An 18,492-nucleotide genomic window follows, 5' to 3' on the forward strand; every position below is an offset into this window, starting at 1 on the left:
TATTTCCTCCCTGTTCTCAGTCATAGCGCAGAGCTTCGATGGGATTAAGCCGCGCTGCGCGCTTGGCGGGCAGATAGCCAAACAGGATGCCGATGCCCACCGAAACGCCAAAGGCGATGACCACCGAGCTGGGCGATGGGCTGGCGGTCAGTTCCATGTTGGTCAGGATCATGGGCAGCACCTGGTTGGCTGCCGCCGAGACCAGATACCCCAGGACAATGCCGATGAGGCCGCCCAGCGCCGAGGTGGTGGCTGCTTCGATGACGAACAGCGCCAGCACCGAGCGCTCCTTGGCGCCCAGGGCCTTGCGGATGCCGATTTCGCGGGTCCGCTCGGTGACCGAGACCATCATGATGTTCATGATGCCGATGCCGCCCACCAGCAGCGAGATGGCTGCAATGGCGGTCAGAATGGTGATGACCATGTTGACCATCGAGGTCATGGTGTCCAGCATTTCGCTCATGCTGGTGACAAAGAAGCCTTCGTCCGAGTTGAGCAGCTTGGTCAGGGCGGCTTCAAACACCGCCACGCCCTCTGCGGCCTGGTTCTCATCCACCAGGGTGACTATATAGGAGTTGGCCGAGGTGCTCTTGATGATCCGCAGGGCGGTGGTATAGGGGATAAAGACGCAGTCGTCGTCGCTGCCCTCCTGGGAGGTGGGGTCTGAGACCTGGGCCTCCAGGACGCCCACGATGGTGAACTTCTCGGGGCCCACCTTGAGGGTCTGGCCGATGCCGTTGCCGCCGTAGGCCACCCGGTTGAGGTAGTCGCCGATGACGCAGACCTTTTTGTTGTCCACCAGGTCCACATACTGGATGCCGCGCCCTTCGGCGATGGTGTAGTTGGAGATGCCCAGATAGGTCTCACTGACGCCGCTGACGCTGGTTTCACCGTAGGTGTCGGTGTCGATCTTGACCGAGCCGTCCAGGCTGACCACCGGGGAAATGTCCTCGAACAGGTCGGGATTTTCCTCCACAATGTTGTAAACGTCCTCGATGGACACCATGCGGGAGCCGTAGCCCATGATGTTGACGGTCAGGGTGTTGGTGCCCATGGAGGAGAAGCTGTCTTTCATGCTGGCGGTCATGCCATTGCCTAGACCCACAATGACGATCACGGCCAGAATGCCGATGATGATGCCCAGCATGGTCAGCAGGGTGCGGAACTTGTTGCTCCAGATGTTTTTCAGCGCCTGGCGGAAGGTCTCATAGATCATGGGGTGCCCTCCTGTTCCAGCGCGTAATTGGGATGGACCACCGCGTCGGGGGAATGGGCGTCGCCGTCGTAGACGATGCGGCCGTCCTCCAGCCGGATGATCCGTTCAGCCTGCACCGCGATGGAGTTGTCGTGGGTGATCAGGACCACCGTGTTGCCCTGGCGGTGCAGTTCCTGCAGCATCCCCAGCACTTCCCGGCCGGTGTGGCTGTCCAGCGCGCCGGTGGGCTCGTCGGCCAGAATCACCGCCGGGTCGCCGGCCAGGGCCCGGGCGATGGAGGCGCGCTGCTGCTGGCCGCCGGACAGCTGGCTGGGCTTGTTGTGGAGCTTTTTGCCCAGCCCCACCTGTTCCAGGGCGGCTTTGGCCCGGCGGTGCCGCTCCGAGGTGGAAACGCCGGCGTAGATCAGGGGAACTTCCACGTTCTCCATCAGATCCAGCTTGGGCAGAAGGTTGTATTGCTGGAAGATAAAGCCCAGCATTTCGTTGCGGATTTCGGCCAGCTCGTTGGTGCCCATGCTGCCCACATCCCGGCCGTTCAGCTTATAGGTGCCCTCGGTGGGGACGTCCAGACAGCCGATGATGTTCATGCAGGTGGATTTGCCCGAGCCGGACTGGCCCACGATGGCCACAAACTCTCCCTTGTTGATCTGCATCGAGATATGATCGGCGGCCTTCACCAGGGTATCGCCCATCTGGTAGTACTTGCAGACCGAATCAAACTCAATCAGTGCGCTCATCGCATCCCACCTCCCGGTGCGCCGCCGCTGGGCATACCGCCTCCACTGGGCATGCCGCCCATGCCGCCGGGCATCATCATGCCGTCGCTGCCGGTGGAGGAGATGGTGGCGGCGGTGGCGTCATAGGCCACCGTGTCGCCTTCCTGGAGGCCGCTGGTGATGGCGATGTAGTTGTCATCGCTGACGCCGGTCTCCACCTTGACGTAGACATAGCCGTCGGGGGCGGTCATGCCGTCCGCTGCGTTGGCTGCGCTGGGGGAGTCCTCGGTCACCAGGACGTAGCCGCCCCGGACCACTGCGGCATTGGGGATGGACAGGGCGTTGTCGGCGCTGTCGATGGTGTAGAGGATGGTGCCCTTCTCCACCATGTCGCCCTCTTCAAAGTCGGATGTCAGCACGTCGCCCCGGACCAGGGACCGGACCTCGTAGGTTTCGGCGGCCTCGATGGTGCCGGACTCGCTGAATACGTTGACAATGCTCCGAAGCTCCGGCTCCACCTCGATGTACTCCACACCGGCGGAGGCCGGCTGCGCCATCACCTTGGGGATGAGGATCGCAGCGCCTGCGGCGGCCACACAGACCACAGCGGCGGTGGGTTTCCAGTGGCGCTTGAAAAAGGACTTAAGGCCCTTTCCGCCCGGAGCAGCCGGGCGCGGCGCGGTGGAGTCCTCCGGTTGTTTTTTCCTGAACATGATATGTGATGCCCCTCCTTTTGGGTTTGCCAGCGGCGTGCCGGGCCCGGGCCCGTGGGTCCTGTATCCGACGCCGGTCGGAATGGTCCGGCAGCCAGGCTCCTCTGGACAGTTTGAAGTATACAGGACGAATCTTAGGAATCGCCGTAAAAAAACCTTAAGACGCCTTAAGGAGGGTGAAGTTTTTATGAACCCGGGACACAAAAAGCGGCGCAGCAGGCGGGTTTCTCCCATCTGCTGCGCCGCTTTGGGGCGCTGGATTCAGGAATTGACAGGGAACAGGAGGGTGATGCAGAACCGGCGGCCGTCGCTTTCGGCGCGGCTGTCGGCGTGCATTTTCTCCATCATGGTCTGGATGCTGACAAGGCCTACCTTGGTGCTTTCCACCGAATCGGTGTCGGACAGGGTGACGTTGGCGAACGCCAGCCCGGCGTCGTCCTCTTCCCGCACAAAGGTGACCGACACCGGATAGGCCGGGTCGGCGTATTTAAGGATGTTGGAGGTGATGTTGTCCAGAATCCGCCGGATGTAGGGTTCGTAGACGGTCAGGGACAAATCCTCGCTGCCCAGATCCAAAGTACAGATGAAGCCGTGCTGCTGCAGCTGGTCCACCATTTCGGCCAGAGGCCCCTCGAAAATCTGGGACAGGCTGGCGGGCTGGTCCAGCATCACCGGGCTGTCCCGGGTGACCAGAGCGTACTCGAATAGGTTGTCCGACAGGTGTTTGATCTGGCGGGCCTTGCGGTCGATTTTGGCCAGATAATCCTGCAGCTGCTGCTCGTCCTGGTATTTGTGACACCGGACGATTTCGGTGTAGAGCAGCAGGGTGGTCAGAGGGGTGCGCAGGTCGTGGGACATCTGGGTGATGAGGTTTTTGACCTTGGCGGAAGTCTCGGCCTCCTGCTGATGCTGGCGGCGGAGGGTCAGGCGCATGGAGTCCAGACAGGAGGCCAGGGTGGTGAGCTCGTCGCTGCCCTGGACCGTGATGCTGTGATCCAGATCCCCGCCCTCCATGGCCTGGATTTCGTCGCTCAAGAGGCATATGTACCGCACAATCCGGCGGCAGCCCAGCAAAAAGACGGCCAGGAACAGCCCCAGACAGAAGATCAGGAGGACGGTGGTCCCCAGCAGCTCATAGGTGCGGATGGTGTTGCAGTAGAGCAGGGCCTCAAAGTCCCCGTCGGCAAAATGGATGGTGGCATAGGGCTGCCAGTCGTAGAAGGGGACCCGCTGGTCCTGTTCGCCCTTGATTTCCCGCCCCGGGGCAAAGGAGCTGTAGACCAGGACGTGGTCCCGGTACAGCTCCAGCAGGGTCAGGTTGTGCTTCTGGACCCAGTCGGTGATGGGCCGGACGTCCTTGCTGGACAGATTTTCCTCGGTGACAAAGGTCTGAAACTCCTCCAGCTGGCGGGCGGTCTCCCGCTGGATGAAATTGGTCTGGTCCACATAGGCGGTCAGAGCAAACCGGAAGGCCAGCCGGCTGGTGGCAAACAGCAGCAGAGAGCCCAGCCCGGCGAACACCAGCAGCCGGATGAACTGGGCTGTAATTCCGTCCCGCTTATTCATGGTCGTCCTCTCCGCCGTTGGCGAAATGATAGCCCTTGCCCCAGACGGTACAGATGCGGCGGGGAGACTGGGGGTCCTCCTCGATCTTGGTCCGCAGGTTGCGGATGTGGACCATGACGGTGCCGTTGGACACATAGTAATAGGGCTCGTTCCACACCAGCTCGTAGAGGGTCTGGACCGGGAAAATCCGCTGGGGGTTCTGCATCAGAAGCCGCAGGATTTTGTATTCGGTCTCGGTGAGGTTGACCTCCCGGCCGTCCACCCAGACCCGGTTGCAGTCCAGCTCCAGCTGGACCCCGTGGGCGCACAGCCGCTTGGCCGCAGGGGCCGCGCCGGGCTTGGCTTTGCCCTGATAGACGCAATAGCGGCGCAGCAGCGCCTTGACCCGGGCGCTCAGCTCGGCAAAGGAAAATGGTTTGGCCAGATAGTCGTCCCCGCCCGCCGTCAGGCCCAGCAGTTTGTCCGATTCCTGGGACTTGGCGGTCAGAAACAGGATGGGAACGGTGGAAATTTTCCGCAGCTCCTCACAGACCCGCAGCCCCGACATGCCCGGCATCATCACGTCCAGGATCACCAGGTCCACTTCCGAGGAGAATAGTTTCAGGGCCTTGGGGCCGTTTTCGGCCTCCAGGATGCGGTAGCCCTCGCCGGCCAGCAAAATCCGCACGCCGTCCCGGATGTCGGCGTCGTCCTCGGCAATCAAAATGGTCTGTTCTGCCATGGTATCGCTTCCTCTCTGGATCATCTCAGCCTTAATCTAAGTATAATGGAGAGATCTTGTGATTTCCATGAAATTTTTCTTAGGAAATCTTAAAATGCGGCCAGGACAGCGGAAAAACAAAACCAGGGCGTCCCCGGCGGGACGCCCTGGTTGTTGTATAACGACAGACCGCTTGGCCTGCATCTGTGCCCCGCGGATGCCTTATCCCCGCAGAGGCATGATGTCCTCCGGTGCGGCGGACAGACAGGCGGGGGCCAGGGGCTGGCCGTCGGTGAGGGTGGTTTTGGAGATCTTCCACCACAGACGGGTTTCGCCGTCGGGGGCGGTGCAGATGAGATTCCAGTCGAAGGGATTTTCGCTGGTGGAGGTGACCTTCACCGGCAGGGCGTTGCAGGCGTCCGGCGGGCAGGGGGTAAAGTTGTGGGCCCGCACGCCGACGGCGTTGCAGTCGGGGGGCACCGGCTGGGCCAGGCGCAGATCGACGTCCCAGCCGGTCAGGCGGACGGTGTGGCCGTCCACTGGGGTGCAGGGCAGAATGTTCTTGCAGCCGGTGAGCCGGGCGGCGGTGACACTCTGCGGGTCGGCAAAGACCTCCTTGGTGGGGCCGGCCCGCAGCACCTGGCCGTCGTCCATGACGATCATCTCCCGGCACAGGCGGTAGGCCTCATCCCGGTTGTGGGTGACCAGCAGGGTGGTGCCTGCGAAAGAGGACAGCAGGCTGCCCACTTCGCTCTCCACCTCTTCCCGCAGGTAGCTGTCCAGGGCGCTGAAAGGCTCGTCCAGCATCAGGATGCGGGGGCGGCCCACCAGGATGCGGGCCAGGGCGGTGCGCTGCTGCTGGCCGCCGGACAGCTGGGACGGACGGTGCCGGGCCACCTCTTCCAGGCGCATGGCCCGCAGCATATCATGGCATCGGGTCCGGCGGGCGGCGGGGTCTTTTTCGGCCTGCAGGCCGCAGAGGATGTTCTGTTCCACCGTCATGTTGGGGAACAGGGCATAGTTCTGGAACAACAGCCCCACACCCCGCTGCTGGGGCGGCAGGTCGATGCCTTTTTCGCTGTCAAACAGCACCCGGCCGTCCAGCACAATGCGGCCCCGGTCGGGCTTGACGATGCCGGCGATGCAGCGGAGGGTCATGCTTTTGCCGCAGCCCGAGGCCCCCAGAATCGCCGTGGCGGTGTTTCCGGCGGTGAACCGGGACCGGAGGGTGAAGCCGTCAAAGGCTTTTTCAATGTTGACTTCCAGGCTCATGCGCGGACACCTGCTTTCTGTTTGCGTTCCAGCAGGTTCACCGCCAGCAGCACCACCGCCGAGATGGCGATGTCCACCAGGACCCACTGCATGGCGCCTGCCTCATCGTTGGTGCGCCAGAGCTGGTACACCGTGGTGGCGATGGTGGCAGTCTTGCCGGGGGTGTAGCCGGCGATCATGCTGGTGGCGCCGTATTCTCCCAAAGCCCGGGCAAAGGCCAGCACGGTGCCGGCCAGAATTCCCTGGCGGCAATAGGGCATCCGCACCCGCCAGAAAATCCAGGTGTTGGACAGGCCCAGGGTCTGGGCCGACCAGGCCAGGGTCTCGTCAAAGCTCTCAAACGCGCCCCGGGCGGTGCGGTACATCAGGGGAAAGGCCACCACAATGGAGGCGAAGATGGCGCTGTACCAGTTCATCACCAGCTTGATGCCAAAGTGCTCCGCAAAAAAGATGCCCAGCGGCCGCTTGGCCCCCAGCAAAAGCAGCAGGAAATAGCCCACCACGGTGGGCGGCAGCACCATGGGCAGGGTCAGCACCACATCCAGCACACCCTTGAGGGTGCGGGGGAGTTTGGCTATGTAATAGGCGGCAAAAATGCCCAGAAAGAACACCGCCGCGCAGCTGATGAGGGCAATGCGCAGGCTGTTCCAGAGAGGATACCAGTCCATAGTTGATCCCTTTAAACAAAGCCGCCCTCTCCCCCGAACGGAGACAGAGAGGGCGGGATGACAGAATGTTCTGTGGCGTTGGGCTTACAGTGCGGTGAAGCCTACGCTCTCAAAGACGGCGCCGGCGTCCTCGGTCCGCAGATAGTCCAGGAAGGCCTGGGCTGCATCGGCATGGGGAGCGGCCTTCATCACGGCGGCGGGATAGATGATCTGGCCGCACATCTCCTTGGTGGCCTCGTCCGCCGGGGTGATGCCGGCGCTGTAGGCGTCGGTGCAGTACACCACGCCGGCGTCCACACTGGCCTCGATGACCTGAGTGGTGACCTCCTTGACGTTGGAGCCGTAGGTAATGACGCCGGCAGCGGCCAGAGCCTCCTCGTCCAGGCCGTAGTAGGCCAGAATCTTCTGGGTGTACTGGCCCACGGGCACGTCGCTGTTGCCCATGCAGAACAGGATATCCTGGGCTTCCAGGTGCTCGGCCAGGGCGTCAAAGCTGTCGATGCCCTTGTCGCTGCCCTCCGGCACGCAGAGAACCACCTTGTTTTCCAGCAGGTCCACACGGCTGTCGCTGTCCACGCAGTCCAGGCCCTCGGTGTTCACCTCGGCGGAAGCGGCGCTGTCCAGCTGGTCCATCTGCTTCTGGCCGGCGGAGATGAACAGGTCGCAGTCGGCGCCCTCCTGGATCTGGGTCTTGAGGGTGCCGGAGGAATCAAAGTTGAAGCTGAAGGTCACGCCGGGGTTCTCCACCGAATAGGCCTCGCCGATGGCGGTGAGGGTCTCGGTGAGGGAGGCGGCGGCAAAGACGATCAGCTCCACCGGCTCGGCTGCGGCAGCCGAAGAAGCCGGTGCGGCCGAGGAGGCCGCAGAAGCGGCAGAAGAGGCAGAAGAGGCGGCGCTGCTGGAAGAAGAACTTCCGCAGGCGGTCAGCACAGCGGAAGCGCCGGCCAGACCGGCGGCATACAGGAAACTGCGGCGGGAGATCCGATTGTTTTTCATACATTTTCTCCTTTAAAGGTGTGATGGGTTGCATTCCCTCTATGTTCGCGCTCTGGCCGGAAAAGCACAGGACGGGAAACCTTATTTGCGGGCGCACTCGCCGTCCAGGCCGGCGGCAATCCGCACGCCGTGCTCCAGACTGGGCAGGATGTACTCCAGGTTTTCCTTCACCGCCTTGGGGCTGCCAGGCAGGTTGACGATGAGGGTCTTGCCCCGCAGGACGCTGGCGCCGCGGCTCAGCATGCCGCGGGGGGTGATGGACAGGCTGTGGTACCGCATGGCCTCAGCGATGCCGGGGGCGTTGCGGTCGGCCACGGCGCAGGTGGCCTCGGGGGTGATATCCCGGGGAGAGAAGCCGGTGCCGCCGGTGGTCAGGATCAGGTTGACCTGGCGGCCGTCGGCCAGACGGATCAGCTGGGCCTTCAGGGGCTTCATCTCGTCGGGCAGGATCATGGTCTCCTCCACCACATAGCCGGCGGCGGTGAGCATCTCCACAATCAGGGGACCGCTCTTGTCCTCCCGCTCGCCGCGGCTGCCCTTGTCCGACAGGGTGATGACGGCGGCCCGCAGGGGCGGATTGTCCAGGGCGGGCAGCATGGTCACCTCGTCCCCCACATGGATCTCGCCGCCCTGCAGTACCCGGGCAAACACGCCCTCCCGGGGCATGATGCACTCGCCGGTCTTCTGCTTGATGACGCAGTCGTTGTGGCACTCCTTGCCGATCTGGGTCATTTCCAGCACCACGTCGCCGATGGCGAACCGGCTGGTGACCGGCAGGCTGCGGAAATCAAAGCCCTCGATGACCAGGTTCTCGCCGAAAGCGCCGTAGTCCACCCAGATCTTCTGGCGGAAGGCCTCGATTTTCTCGGCGCTCAGCAGGCTGACCTGGCGGTGCCAGTTGCCGCCGTGGGCGTCCCCCACGATGCCCCATTCAGGGGTGAGGGTGGCGCTGGGCACTTCGGTCTTGACGGTGCCCCGCTGGGGGCTGGTGCAGATAGCCAGTAACTTTCCCATGATCCTTTATCCTCCAATTCGATACATCCCGCGGGTGGCGGGGATGGCTTTGCTGTCAAAGTGATGTTCCAGGGGTTTGTTCCAGATGGTGTTCCGGATGGCCTGCAGCAGGGCCGCGTCGTCGTCGCCGCTGCGCAGCAGGGCCCGCAGGTCGCATCCTGCCTCGCTGGCGAGGCAGGGCCGCAGAAAGCCCTGGCTGGTCAGACGAACCCGGTTGCACTGGCCGCAGAATTTGCCGTGGACGGCGGCAATTAGGCCGATGCTGCCCTTCCAGCCGGGGGCGGTGTAGTAGACGGCGGGACCGTCTCCCAGCGCGTGGCTCTCGGCCTCAGGCAGGGGAGCCAGGCCGGGCCAGCGGCGCTCAAACCGGGCCAGAAGCTCGGGCCCCGAGATGCAGGGCATGGCCGCCCCAAAGCCGATGGGCATCATCTCGATGAACCGCACCTGCAGGGGCCGGTCGATGGCCAGGGCGGCCAGGTCTTCCAGCTCGCCCTCGTTGACCCCCACCTGGGGCACGCAGTTCAGCTTGACCGGCAGGGGGCTTTCCAGGGCGGCCTGGAGGCCCTTCTGGACGGCGGCAAACTCGTCCCGGGCGGTGATGCGGGCAAACACCTGAGGGGACAGGGTGTCCAGGCTGATGTTCACGCTGTCCAGCCCGGCCTCCAAAAGGGCCGGCAGCTGCTGGGCCAACAGGATGCCGTTGGTGGTCATGGTCACCTTGCGGATGCCGGGGATGGCCTTGAGGCCGGCCACCAGCTGGTCCACCCCTTTGCGGACCAGAGGCTCGCCGCCGGTGACCCGGACGGTGTCCACCCCGCAGGCGGCAAACAGGGCCGCCAGGCGCAGGAACTCCTCATAGGTCAGGATGTCTTCCCGCTCCAGCTTCTCCACCCCGTCCGGCATGCAGTAGCGGCACCGCAGGTTGCACAGGTCGGTGACCGAGAGGCGCAGGTAGTGGATGTCCCGCTGTGTTGCATCAAACATAGCCGCCCTCCGCCCGGATGTACAGGCCGCTCTTGCCGCCGCTCTTTTTCTCCAGATGGATTTCGCCCAGCTCCATCCCCTTGTCCACAGCCTTGCACATGTCGTAGATGGTGAGCAGGGCGGTGGAAACGCCGGTGAGGGCTTCCATCTCCACGCCGGTGACGCCGCTGGTTTTGACGGTGCACAGGGCCTCCACCGCCTGCCGCTCGGGCAGGAGATTGAACTCGATGGACACCTTGGTCAGGGGCAGGGGATGGCACAGGGGGATCAGTTCGCTGGTGCGCTTGGTGGCCATGATGCCCGCAATGCGGGCCACACCCAGCACGTCGCCTTTTTTCACCGTGCCGTTCTGGACGGCGGCGAAGGCCTCGGCGTTCATAGTGATGATGCCGTGGGCGGTGGCCTCCCGGGCGGTGACCGGCTTTTCGCTCACGTCCACCATCACGGCGTTGCCGGCGGCATCAAAATGGGTCAGGTTGTTTTCGCTCATGAATGAATACTCTTTCTCTATCTCGGAACGTTTCAACGTCCGTGGTCTCTTTTGTGGAAAACCGGCTCAGCAGTGGCCGAAGCCGCAGTTGGGCCAGGTGCAGTTGGCGCAGCCCAGGCACAGGCCGCCCTCGCCCAGACGGGCGATGTCCTCGGCGGTGATGGGATCATCCGCCAGCAGACGGGGCAGCAGCAGATCGAAGATGGTCCGCTTGGCGTACATGACGCAGCCGGGCAGGCCGCACACCGGCACGCCGTCCAGATAGCTCACCAGGAACATGGCGCCCGGCAGCACCGGCGCACCGTAGGTGATGATGTTGGCGCCGGTGTTCTTGATGGCCAGGGGGGTCCGGTCGTCGGGGTCCACGCTCATGCCGCCGGTGGTGAAGATCAGCTCACAGCCGGCCTCTTTGGCCTCCAGGATGGCGGCGGTGATGCCAGCGGGGTCGTCGTCGCAGACCTTGTGGAACAGCATCTCGCAGCCGTATTCCGCCAGCTTGCCCACCAGAATGGGGGTGAACTTGTCCTCGATGCGGCCCTTGAAGACCTCGCTGCCGGTGGTAATCACGCCGAACTTTTTGGCCTGGAAGGGCAGCACGTTCAGAATGGGCTCGTCGCCGGCAGCCTGCTGCATGGCGTCCATCTTTTCCTGCTCGATCACCAGGGGGATAATCCGGGTGCCGGCCAGCTTCTGGCCCTTTTTCACCGGCAGGTCCCCGTGGATGGTGGCAATCATCATCTGGGGGGTGCGGTTTACCGCCAGCAGAGCCTCGCGGCGGATCTTCAGCAGGCCGTCACAGTCGGCAATCAGCTCGATCTTGCCCTCTTTGGGCTCGGTGCCGTGGATGTTCTTGCCGGCGGCCGCCTTGTACAGCAGGGCCGCGGCCTCGTCCTCGTGGAGGATGCCGGGGGTCTTCTCCCAGACATACAGGTTCTCCTTGCCGATGCTCAGCAGCACCGGAATGTCCTCGGGCTGGACGATGTGGCCCTTGCGGAAGCGGGCTCCCTTGAACTCGCCGGGGATGATTTGAGTAATATCGTGGCAGAGCACCTGGCCTGCCGCGTCAACAGTGCGGATCAGTTTCATAATTTCACGTTCTCCTTACAGGGCCGGCATCTGGGCGCAGATCCAGTCGGCCAGGGCTTCTGTCTCCTCCAGGCCAAAGTCTGCGCCGGGAATGTCGCCCACAATCGCCAGCGGGTGGAACGAAACGGGCGTCTCGGACACCGCCTTGCGCACCACTTCGATCTTGGGCCAGCCGCTGGACTTGAAGCCCTCCAGCAGCACCAGGTCGTAGCCGTGGCGCTCAAACAGGGCCAGCAGGTCCTGTTCGGTCAGACGGAAGGTCTCGGTCAGCAGGTAGCGCTGGCTGGAATACACCGCCACGCCGTCGGCGCCGGCCTCCCGCAGGCGGAAACTGTCGGTGCCGGGGACGTCAGGGGTAAAGTCATGGCCGTCGTGCTTGATGACGCCCACCTTCAGGCCCCGGCGGCGCAGCAGGGGCAGAAGCTTTTCCAGCAGGGTGGTTTTGCCGCTGTTGTGGACGCCGCTGACCGCCAGCACGGCGGGCTGTTTCAAGGTCAGTTCGGCGGCAAGGGCCTGTTTTTCTTCACTGTACAAAGGAAAGCACCTCCACCGTTTCGCCCGGCTCCACCGGGCCGCTGCCCGCAGGCAGCTCCACAAGACAGTTGCAGCCGATCATGGCGGACAGGCTGCCCGAGGAATGCACTTCGGCGTTGCCCTCCCCGGGGATGGCCACCTCGCCGCCCAGGGCCCGGGCCCGCAGGAAGCGGGTGCCCTTGCTGGCCTTGGAAAAGCCGGTGGTCAGGGTGCGGCGGGTGCGGGGGAGGACGCAGTCCTCCTCCCGGCGGCCAGCGGCCCGCAGCAGGGCGGGCAGGGCGTACTGTTCCAGCGTTGCCGCCGCCGCAAAGGGGTTGCCCGACAGGCAGAACACCAGTTTTCCCTCCAACCGGGCTGCCAGCATGGGGCTGCCGGGTTTCTGGGCCACCCCGGCAAAGAGAATTTCAGCGTGCAGGGTTTCCAGCACCTGGGGCAGATAATCCTTCTGCCCCACCGAGACGCCGCCGCTGGTGATGACTGCATCGCAGCGGGTCAGCATCTCCTCCATCTGCCGGGCGATCTGGTCCGGGTCGTCCGAGCAGTGGCGGCGCTCCACGGCAAAACCCATCTGGCCCAGACGGGCGGCGTTCTGGATGCCGTTGGCGTCGTAAATTTTGCCGGGGGCCCAGGGCTCGCCCGGGTCCAGCAGTTCACTGCCGGTGGCCAGCACGCCCACCCGGAAGGTCCGGCAGACCGGCACTTCGGCATAGCCCTGGCCCGCCAGCACGCCCAGATGGGCCGGGGTGAGGGCCGTTCCCTCCGGGGCAATCACAGCCCCGACGGCAATATCCTCCCCGCGGAATACCACGTTCTGGTTGGGTTTGAGGGCGGCGTAAATCTGGACGGTCTCCTCGCCGCCGTCGGTCAGTTCCTGCATCAGGATGCAGTCGGCCCCCTCGGGCAGGGGGGCGCCGGTCATGATGCGGGCCGCGCAGCCGGCAGGCAGGGCCGCGGCGGGGGCATCACCAGCGTAGAGCTTCATCACCACCGGCAGAGAAACCGGATTTTCCCGGCAGGCCCCGGCTGTGTCGGCGCTGTGCAGAGCGTAGCCGTCCAGGGGGCTGCGGTGGAAGGGGGGCTGGTCCATCCGGGCGCACAGGTCCCGGGCCGCGATCCGGCCGCAGGCTGCGTCCAGGGGAACAAGTTCCGCCTCGGGCCGGGGCAGAGCTGCCGCCGCGTCCAGGACGCAGCGCAGGGCCTCGGCGGGAGCGCAAAAAGGCTGTTTCATGAAAAAATCCTCCAAAAGGCCCGGGCGGGGCCTGCTCTGCTATGGCTCAGAGGGCCCGGCCCGGGGATATTCTGTTCAAAGGCAGGTGAAAAAAGCGGAGACGTTTTGATTTTGAAAACCAAAACGCCTCCGCAGAATATCCGCACAATGCCCGGCAAAACAGCAGTTTGCAGCCTGCCACGCCAGTGAAGCCCCCGCCGCTGGCGGCTGCCCTTACAGTGGCAGCGATCCTGCGGTCAGCACAGGCTCTTGTGTGGGATGGGAGGAGTTCTTTTTTTCAAATTGCAGCGTTTCTTCTGCGGGAAGGCGGCGGGGTTTCCCCCTCCACCCTTGAATGCCGGCCCGGGGTGCCGGACCCTTGGCATTGCGGCGCGGCGTCCTGCCCCCTCCGGGGTTTAGACGCCTTTGCTCAAAGAAGCTCTTGTACCCGTATTCAGTTGTGAAAAGAGATTAGTCGCAGTAATCGTCCACGTCGCTGATGGCCTTGGCATAGCGGCGGGTGAGATACTTGGTAGAGAAGAGGAACCGCTCGTTCTGGTTGTTGGTCAGCTCCTCGATGTCGGCGTATTCCGGACGGGCCTGCATGGCCTGCCAGGTCTGCTCGACCTCCTCCTGAGACAGGTTATAGGGCGAACGGCGGAAATACCGCATCGGGGTGGCGCTGGGATAGATGCGGGCGTTGAACCGCACCATCTCGGACACCATGGTGCACAGATCCTTGTCCTCGATGAGCTGGGCAATCATAGCGTAATTGTCGCTCATGTTGGCGTTGGAATAGTAGTAGATGTCCTTGGCGCCCTTGCGGGACACAATGTCCTGGCACTGGGGGTCCTCCGGCATCTGAGCCAGCAGCTCGTCGGCGTTTTCCACCTCGCTCACCAGCAGAGCATGGGGCGTGACCAGCGCGGAGGCGGAGCGGGAGCGGATATAGCCCGCCAGCTCCTGCGCGGGGGTCAGCTGGGGCAGCTCAGGGGCGGTGACGGTGGGCTGGTCCGCAAAGGGGTCGTTGGTTGCCTCCGGGGCAGCTGCCAGGAAATCCAGCAGGTCCTGCCCGGCCGGATTCTCTGCGGCGGCTTCCGGGATGGATGCGGCCGCAGCGTCGGATGCGGCGGCCTGCTTTGCAGCAAGGGCCGCGGTCTCCTTTTCCACGGCGGCGATCACGTCCTCGCCCGTCTTGGCGGCGCTGCCATCAAACACACTTCCGGTCTCCTTCAGGCGGCGGGCGGTCTCGCTGGCGGCGTCCATGTCAAAAACCTCCGATTTGGGTTTTTTCTTGGCTGCCATCTCAGCCTTCTGCAGGTCCAGAATGACCTGCTCCGGGTCCGAGCCGTCCACCGTGGTGGTGTAACCGGGTTTACGTCTGCCAAACAGCATGATTGGTTCCTCTCGTTTCTGAAGTATGGATTATTCTGCGGTGGTCTCGGCAGCAGCGGTGCTCTGGCTGTAGATGCCGCGGGCCTCCAGATCGTCGGCCATGTCGGACAGGCCGAACTTCTCCAGGGTCTCACGGGTGGGAACACCGGTGTTCAGATCCCAGCCGTAGTGGGTGTAGAACATGTCGATGGCCTTCTTCATGTCATCGCGGTCCAGCTTGGTGGTGCCTTCCTCAAAGGCCTGGAAATCAGGCTCCTTGTCGAAGACCCAGTCGCAGATGGCGTCGTGCTCCTGGCGCAGGTTGGCGCTGCCGCAGTTCAGCTGGAAGCTGATGGCGGTCATGGCACGCAGCATCTGGGTGATCTTCTCGCCGGTCTCCTGCAGGCTGGCCTGGGTGTAGGTCTCGCCGGTGACGGCGGTCATGAAATCGGCCTGCAGATCCAGGTCGCCCTTGTAGTTGCGCTCCTTGGAGGGAGACTGGGTCATGGGCCACATCCAGTTGCACAGGGTGGCGGAGTCGTGGAAGTTCTTGTCGTTGACGCAGTAAGCGGCCAGCTTGACCTTGTTCTCGTTGATCGGAGTGTAGGCCTTGGCGCGGTCGTAGCAGCCCTCGCCGAAGAAGTCTTCCATGACCTTCTTGGTCACCTCATAGGGTGCGCCCGAACCGGTCTCGCAGACGATCTCGTGGACCATACAGTCACGGTTGTAAACTAGGTTGTACAGCATGCCGACCTGCCATGCCTCAGCAGGGCCGTGGTGGTTGGGATAGCCGTTGTACATCAGGTTGGAGTTGGTGGTGCCGTCGTCGCGGTCCAGCCAGCTCTTGGGCAGGCCGAACTTCTCCATCATGGCCAGGGTGCCCTTGGCGATGACGGACAGGTCGCCCTCGCCGTAAGCCATGCGGCGGATCAGCTCAACCTCCCAGCGGGGATCGCCGGCCTTGCACCACTCCCAGGGCAGGGAATCGTACTCTTCGGCGCTGACGTACTTGAGAGCCTCCTCGCGGGGCAGGTTCAGGAACCACTGCAGGTCGCGGTTCAGGTTGCCGTAGTTGTCCCAGACGCCCATGTCGTCCACAGCGTGAGCCCAGGCCAGGTTGATGACCAGCTTGGCGTCGCCCTCGTACTTGAAGTCGTGCAGGCCGTAGGGGTAGACGCGGTCACCGTACAGGACGGGCATGCAGGTGTTGGAGTTGTGGGTGGGCAGATCGTAATCGGCCAGGGGATCGATGTCGTACTCGGTGTAGCAGCGGATGGGGCAGGAAGAGCAGCCGCCGTTCTTGACGGTGTACTCAGCAGCCGGAGCGCCGAAGTCAAAGTAGCCCTTGAAGCAGCGCAGAGCGATCTTGTTGATGTCGTTGTAGGGCTGCTCGCCGGTGTCGATGGGGCCGCCGGGGGCCTTCTTCCACATACGGCCGGGAGCGCCGGACCAGCGGTTCTTGCCGGAGGTAGCGCTGTACTCAGCCCAGCTCTGGGGCTGTGCGGGGACGTTGTGGTTGTTGTTGCCGCCGATCAGGTTGCCCAGCATGTAGTTGGACAGCTCCAGAACCTTCTGGGGATCGGCAACCTTGACGCTGCCGGTGCCGCGGACGGCGATGCCCTTCAGCTTCTTGTTGCCCATGGCGGCGCCCAGGCCGGCGCCGGCGGAGTTGCCGAAGCTGGTGTTCATGGTGGAGTAGTCCACCAGGTGCTCACCGGCGGGGCCGATGGAAGCAGACTCGAACTCGCGGCCGGTCTGCTCGATCAGCCACTTGTTGGAAGCAAAGGTGCCCTTGCCCCAGATAGCGGATGCGTCCTCCAGAGAGACCTGGTCGTCCTCAATGCGCAGGTAGACGGGGGTGGAGGAGATACCGGTGATGACGATTCCGTCGTAGCCGGCATACTTCAGCATGGGGCCGATGTGGCCGCCGATGTGGCCGTCGATGATGGACTTGCCCTTGGACCAGGTGGAACGGAAGGTGACGTTCATGCGGCCGGAGCAGGGCACGCCGGAACCGGTCAGGGGGCCCACACCGAAGATGATGGGGGTCTTCTCATCGTACGGATCCAGATCCATGGGAGCCTCATCGTACATGATGCGGTAGCCCATGCCCATGCCGCCGATATATTCATGGTATTTGGTGTCGTCCTCGGTGGTGATCTCACCGGTGGTCAGGTTGACGCGCAGGATTTTACCTGCCCAGCCATAAGTTTCAGCCATTGTAGTTCCTCCTTACAGTTCCATGTAAGCAGCCTGTGCTGCGCTGGTGACGGCATCCCAGTCCACGATGGACAGAGCGCCGGACGGGCAGCCAGCCACGCAGGCACCGCAGGCGATGCACTTGGACGACTTGCCGGTCTCCGGGTTGACGGTGGGCATGTGCCAGGGGCAGGCCTCGACGCAGGCGCCGCAGCCGATGCACTTGTCGGTATCCACCACGCGGATACCCTGGGCATTGGTGGTGATAGCCTTCTGCGGGCAGGCGTTGCCGCAGGCGGGATCTTCACACTGGCGGCAGGTGTCGGGGAAGTAGACCCAGCAGTTCTCGTCGCCCGACAGCAGGCCGTTGCCGGCGCCGTCCAGGTTCAGGCGGCGCTGGATCTTGACGCGGCTGATGTAAGAGGAGCACACGCCGTCGTTGGACAGGGTGCAGTTGATCTCGCAGCGCTGGCAGCCGGTGCACAGGTCTGCATTGACCACCAGCAGGCCCTGGGGCAGAGCCCAGGTGGCCACGGCGCCGCTGTCCACCTGCTCCTGAGAGCAGCCGAAGAGGGACAGCATGGATGCAGAGAGGGTGAGCCCTGCAAGGCTCTTGCCCGAGATCTTCATGAACTGGCGGCGGGTCATGTCAGCCGTCAGAAAATCAATTTTTGCCATAGCTTCTATTCCTCCGTTGAGGTCACTCTGCGCAGAGCACCTCGGTCACATAGAAATACGAATTGTTGACGATGTCCGTTACCGCCGCAGAGGTAATGGTGGCGCCGGACAGGGCGTCCACCTCGGTGAGGTTGGCGCCCACCGCGCCGGACTCGGTCTGGGTCGTGGTCAGACCAGCCTGAGCCATGCGGTAAGCGGCCTGCTGCTCGGGGGTCTGATCGGCGAAGGGCACTGCCTGCTCCTGGCCGTCCATGGCGCTCTTGCTCAGGCCGGCGGTGTACAGGTTGCGCCGTGCCACAGCCTCGGGGCTGGAGTCCAGCGGCGGAGCCAGTTCATCGCTCAGGGGCTGGCCGTTCATGGCCGAGAGGGTCAGACCGGCTGCATACATCTTGCGGGTGGCCTCTGCTTCTGCGGAAGTATCCGACACATTCCACTGGGTGGGGTCGAAGTCCTCGGCGGCAGGAGCTTCCTTCGACGCTGCGCCGGCAGCGGCATAGACTGCACCGGTGGCCGGATCGGTCACGGTGTAGGTTTTGCCTGCCAGCGTGAAGGGAGCCACGCCCTCATACTGGGACGTAAACTCCGGGTTGACGCACTGGCCGCCCAGGGTGTCGGTCTCTCCCTGAGAGAGAATCTCCACCTTGGAAACATTGCCCTCCGCGTCCATGGTCACGGCAGCCTGCACATCGCTCTGGAAGCCTTTTTTGGTTCCCTCCACACGGTAGCTGCCATCGTCGAGCTGGTACACTGCGCTGATGCCGTAGGCGGCTGCATCCGCCTCAGACACCGGCAGCAGAGTACCTGCAACCGTGGTGCGTGCGTTCTGCAAGGAGATCAGACCGACCGCCATTGCAATGGTCGCAACGCCCATGGCCGCATAGCCCGGCAGTCGTTTGCGCCACAGCGGAGCCGGGGCAAACGGGTTGGTTGCCTGCTTCATGCTATCACCTACCTGTTTTTGTCTGCATAGGGGAAAGATCCCTCCATGAAAATGACCGCTCGGCCTGCTGCAACAAGCGGAACGGTCTCTTTACTGGTATTCTATCATGGGTCTGAAAAGTAAGTCAACGCAAACTGTT

At 63.4% G+C, this 18,492-nt stretch carries 18 protein-coding genes and 1 riboswitch; all 18 genes read right to left on the reverse strand.

All coding sequences use genetic code 11. The features are described from left to right. Window positions 1–16: 16 nt before the first annotated feature. The 18 genes from B5F27_RS00705 to B5F27_RS00790 all read right to left on the reverse strand — a co-directional run bounded on the left by B5F27_RS00705 (window position 17) and on the right by B5F27_RS00790 (window position 18,353). Window positions 17–1,216 carry an ABC transporter permease gene (locus B5F27_RS00705; RefSeq protein WP_087363890.1) on the reverse strand — a complete coding sequence of 400 codons (1,200 nt, stop codon included), beginning with the start codon at window positions 1,214–1,216 and terminating at the stop codon, window positions 17–19. Further along, entirely contained in the window at window positions 1,213–1,953 is a 741-nt protein-coding gene (locus tag B5F27_RS00710) for an ABC transporter ATP-binding protein (protein ID WP_087363893.1), read from the reverse strand. The genes B5F27_RS00705 and B5F27_RS00710 overlap by 4 nt, the downstream gene beginning before the upstream one ends. Further along, window positions 1,950–2,645 carry a hypothetical protein gene (locus B5F27_RS16965; protein WP_206422978.1) on the reverse strand — a complete coding sequence of 232 codons (696 nt, stop codon included), beginning with the start codon at window positions 2,643–2,645 and terminating at the stop codon, window positions 1,950–1,952. The genes B5F27_RS00710 and B5F27_RS16965 overlap by 4 nt, the downstream gene beginning before the upstream one ends. Window positions 2,646–2,906: 261 nt before the next feature. Next, entirely contained in the window at window positions 2,907–4,211 is a 1,305-nt protein-coding gene (locus tag B5F27_RS00720; RefSeq protein ID WP_087363896.1) for a histidine kinase dimerization/phospho-acceptor domain-containing protein, read from the reverse strand. Beyond that, a complete protein-coding gene (locus tag B5F27_RS00725; RefSeq protein WP_087363899.1) occupies window positions 4,204–4,932 on the reverse strand; it encodes a response regulator transcription factor in 729 nt (242 codons plus the stop codon). The genes B5F27_RS00720 and B5F27_RS00725 overlap by 8 nt, the downstream gene beginning before the upstream one ends. A 201-nt stretch (window positions 4,933–5,133) precedes the next feature. Further along, window positions 5,134–6,183, reverse strand: a complete 1,050-nt coding sequence (locus tag B5F27_RS00730; protein ID WP_087363902.1) for an ATP-binding cassette domain-containing protein — start codon at window positions 6,181–6,183, stop codon at window positions 5,134–5,136. Then, window positions 6,180–6,851, reverse strand: a complete 672-nt coding sequence (gene modB / locus B5F27_RS00735) for a molybdate ABC transporter permease subunit (protein WP_087246720.1) — start codon at window positions 6,849–6,851, stop codon at window positions 6,180–6,182. Before modB ends, B5F27_RS00730 begins: the two co-directional genes overlap by 4 nt. 84 nt (window positions 6,852–6,935) lie before the next feature. After that, window positions 6,936–7,847, reverse strand: coding sequence for a molybdate ABC transporter substrate-binding protein (gene modA, locus B5F27_RS00740; RefSeq protein WP_087363905.1), 912 nt, complete (start codon window positions 7,845–7,847; stop codon window positions 6,936–6,938). 81 nt (window positions 7,848–7,928) lie between these two features. Beyond that, a complete protein-coding gene (locus B5F27_RS00745) occupies window positions 7,929–8,861 on the reverse strand; it encodes an MOSC domain-containing protein (RefSeq protein WP_087363908.1) in 933 nt (310 codons plus the stop codon). Between the two features lie 6 nt (window positions 8,862–8,867). Then, window positions 8,868–9,845, reverse strand: coding sequence for a GTP 3',8-cyclase MoaA (gene moaA / locus B5F27_RS00750; RefSeq protein ID WP_087363911.1), 978 nt, complete (start codon window positions 9,843–9,845; stop codon window positions 8,868–8,870). Then, a complete protein-coding gene (gene moaC, locus B5F27_RS00755) occupies window positions 9,838–10,335 on the reverse strand; it encodes a cyclic pyranopterin monophosphate synthase MoaC (RefSeq protein ID WP_087363914.1) in 498 nt (165 codons plus the stop codon). Before moaC ends, moaA begins: the two co-directional genes overlap by 8 nt. Window positions 10,336–10,401: 66 nt before the next feature. After that, on the reverse strand, window positions 10,402–11,421 hold the full coding sequence (locus tag B5F27_RS00760) for a molybdopterin-binding protein (RefSeq protein ID WP_087363917.1): 1,020 nt from the start codon (window positions 11,419–11,421) through the stop codon (window positions 10,402–10,404). A 15-nt stretch (window positions 11,422–11,436) separates the two neighbouring features. Next, window positions 11,437–11,955 carry a molybdopterin-guanine dinucleotide biosynthesis protein B gene (gene mobB / locus B5F27_RS00765; RefSeq protein ID WP_087246714.1) on the reverse strand — a complete coding sequence of 173 codons (519 nt, stop codon included), beginning with the start codon at window positions 11,953–11,955 and terminating at the stop codon, window positions 11,437–11,439. Continuing rightward, window positions 11,945–13,183 carry a gephyrin-like molybdotransferase Glp gene (glp, locus tag B5F27_RS00770; protein ID WP_087363920.1) on the reverse strand — a complete coding sequence of 413 codons (1,239 nt, stop codon included), beginning with the start codon at window positions 13,181–13,183 and terminating at the stop codon, window positions 11,945–11,947. The genes mobB and glp overlap by 11 nt, the downstream gene beginning before the upstream one ends. A 267-nt stretch (window positions 13,184–13,450) precedes the next feature. Further along, a riboswitch (molybdenum cofactor riboswitch) is annotated at window positions 13,451–13,600 on the reverse strand. Window positions 13,601–13,633: 33 nt separating this feature from the next. After that, window positions 13,634–14,557 (reverse strand): hypothetical protein, encoded by a 924-nt coding sequence (locus tag B5F27_RS00775; RefSeq protein ID WP_087363923.1) that lies wholly within the window; start codon window positions 14,555–14,557, stop codon window positions 13,634–13,636. A gap of 30 nt (window positions 14,558–14,587) precedes the next feature. Then, window positions 14,588–16,756 (reverse strand): aldehyde ferredoxin oxidoreductase N-terminal domain-containing protein, encoded by a 2,169-nt coding sequence (locus B5F27_RS00780; protein ID WP_087363926.1) that lies wholly within the window; start codon window positions 16,754–16,756, stop codon window positions 14,588–14,590. A gap of 12 nt (window positions 16,757–16,768) precedes the next feature. Beyond that, window positions 16,769–17,413, reverse strand: a complete 645-nt coding sequence (locus B5F27_RS00785; protein ID WP_087363929.1) for a ferredoxin-like protein — start codon at window positions 17,411–17,413, stop codon at window positions 16,769–16,771. A gap of 22 nt (window positions 17,414–17,435) precedes the next feature. Further along, window positions 17,436–18,353 carry an FMN-binding protein gene (locus tag B5F27_RS00790; RefSeq protein ID WP_087363932.1) on the reverse strand — a complete coding sequence of 306 codons (918 nt, stop codon included), beginning with the start codon at window positions 18,351–18,353 and terminating at the stop codon, window positions 17,436–17,438. Window positions 18,354–18,492 lie beyond the last annotated feature (139 nt).

The sequence above is a fragment of the Faecalibacterium sp. An192 genome (assembly GCF_002160175.1).
GTDB lineage: Bacteria > Bacillota > Clostridia > Oscillospirales > Ruminococcaceae > Faecalibacterium.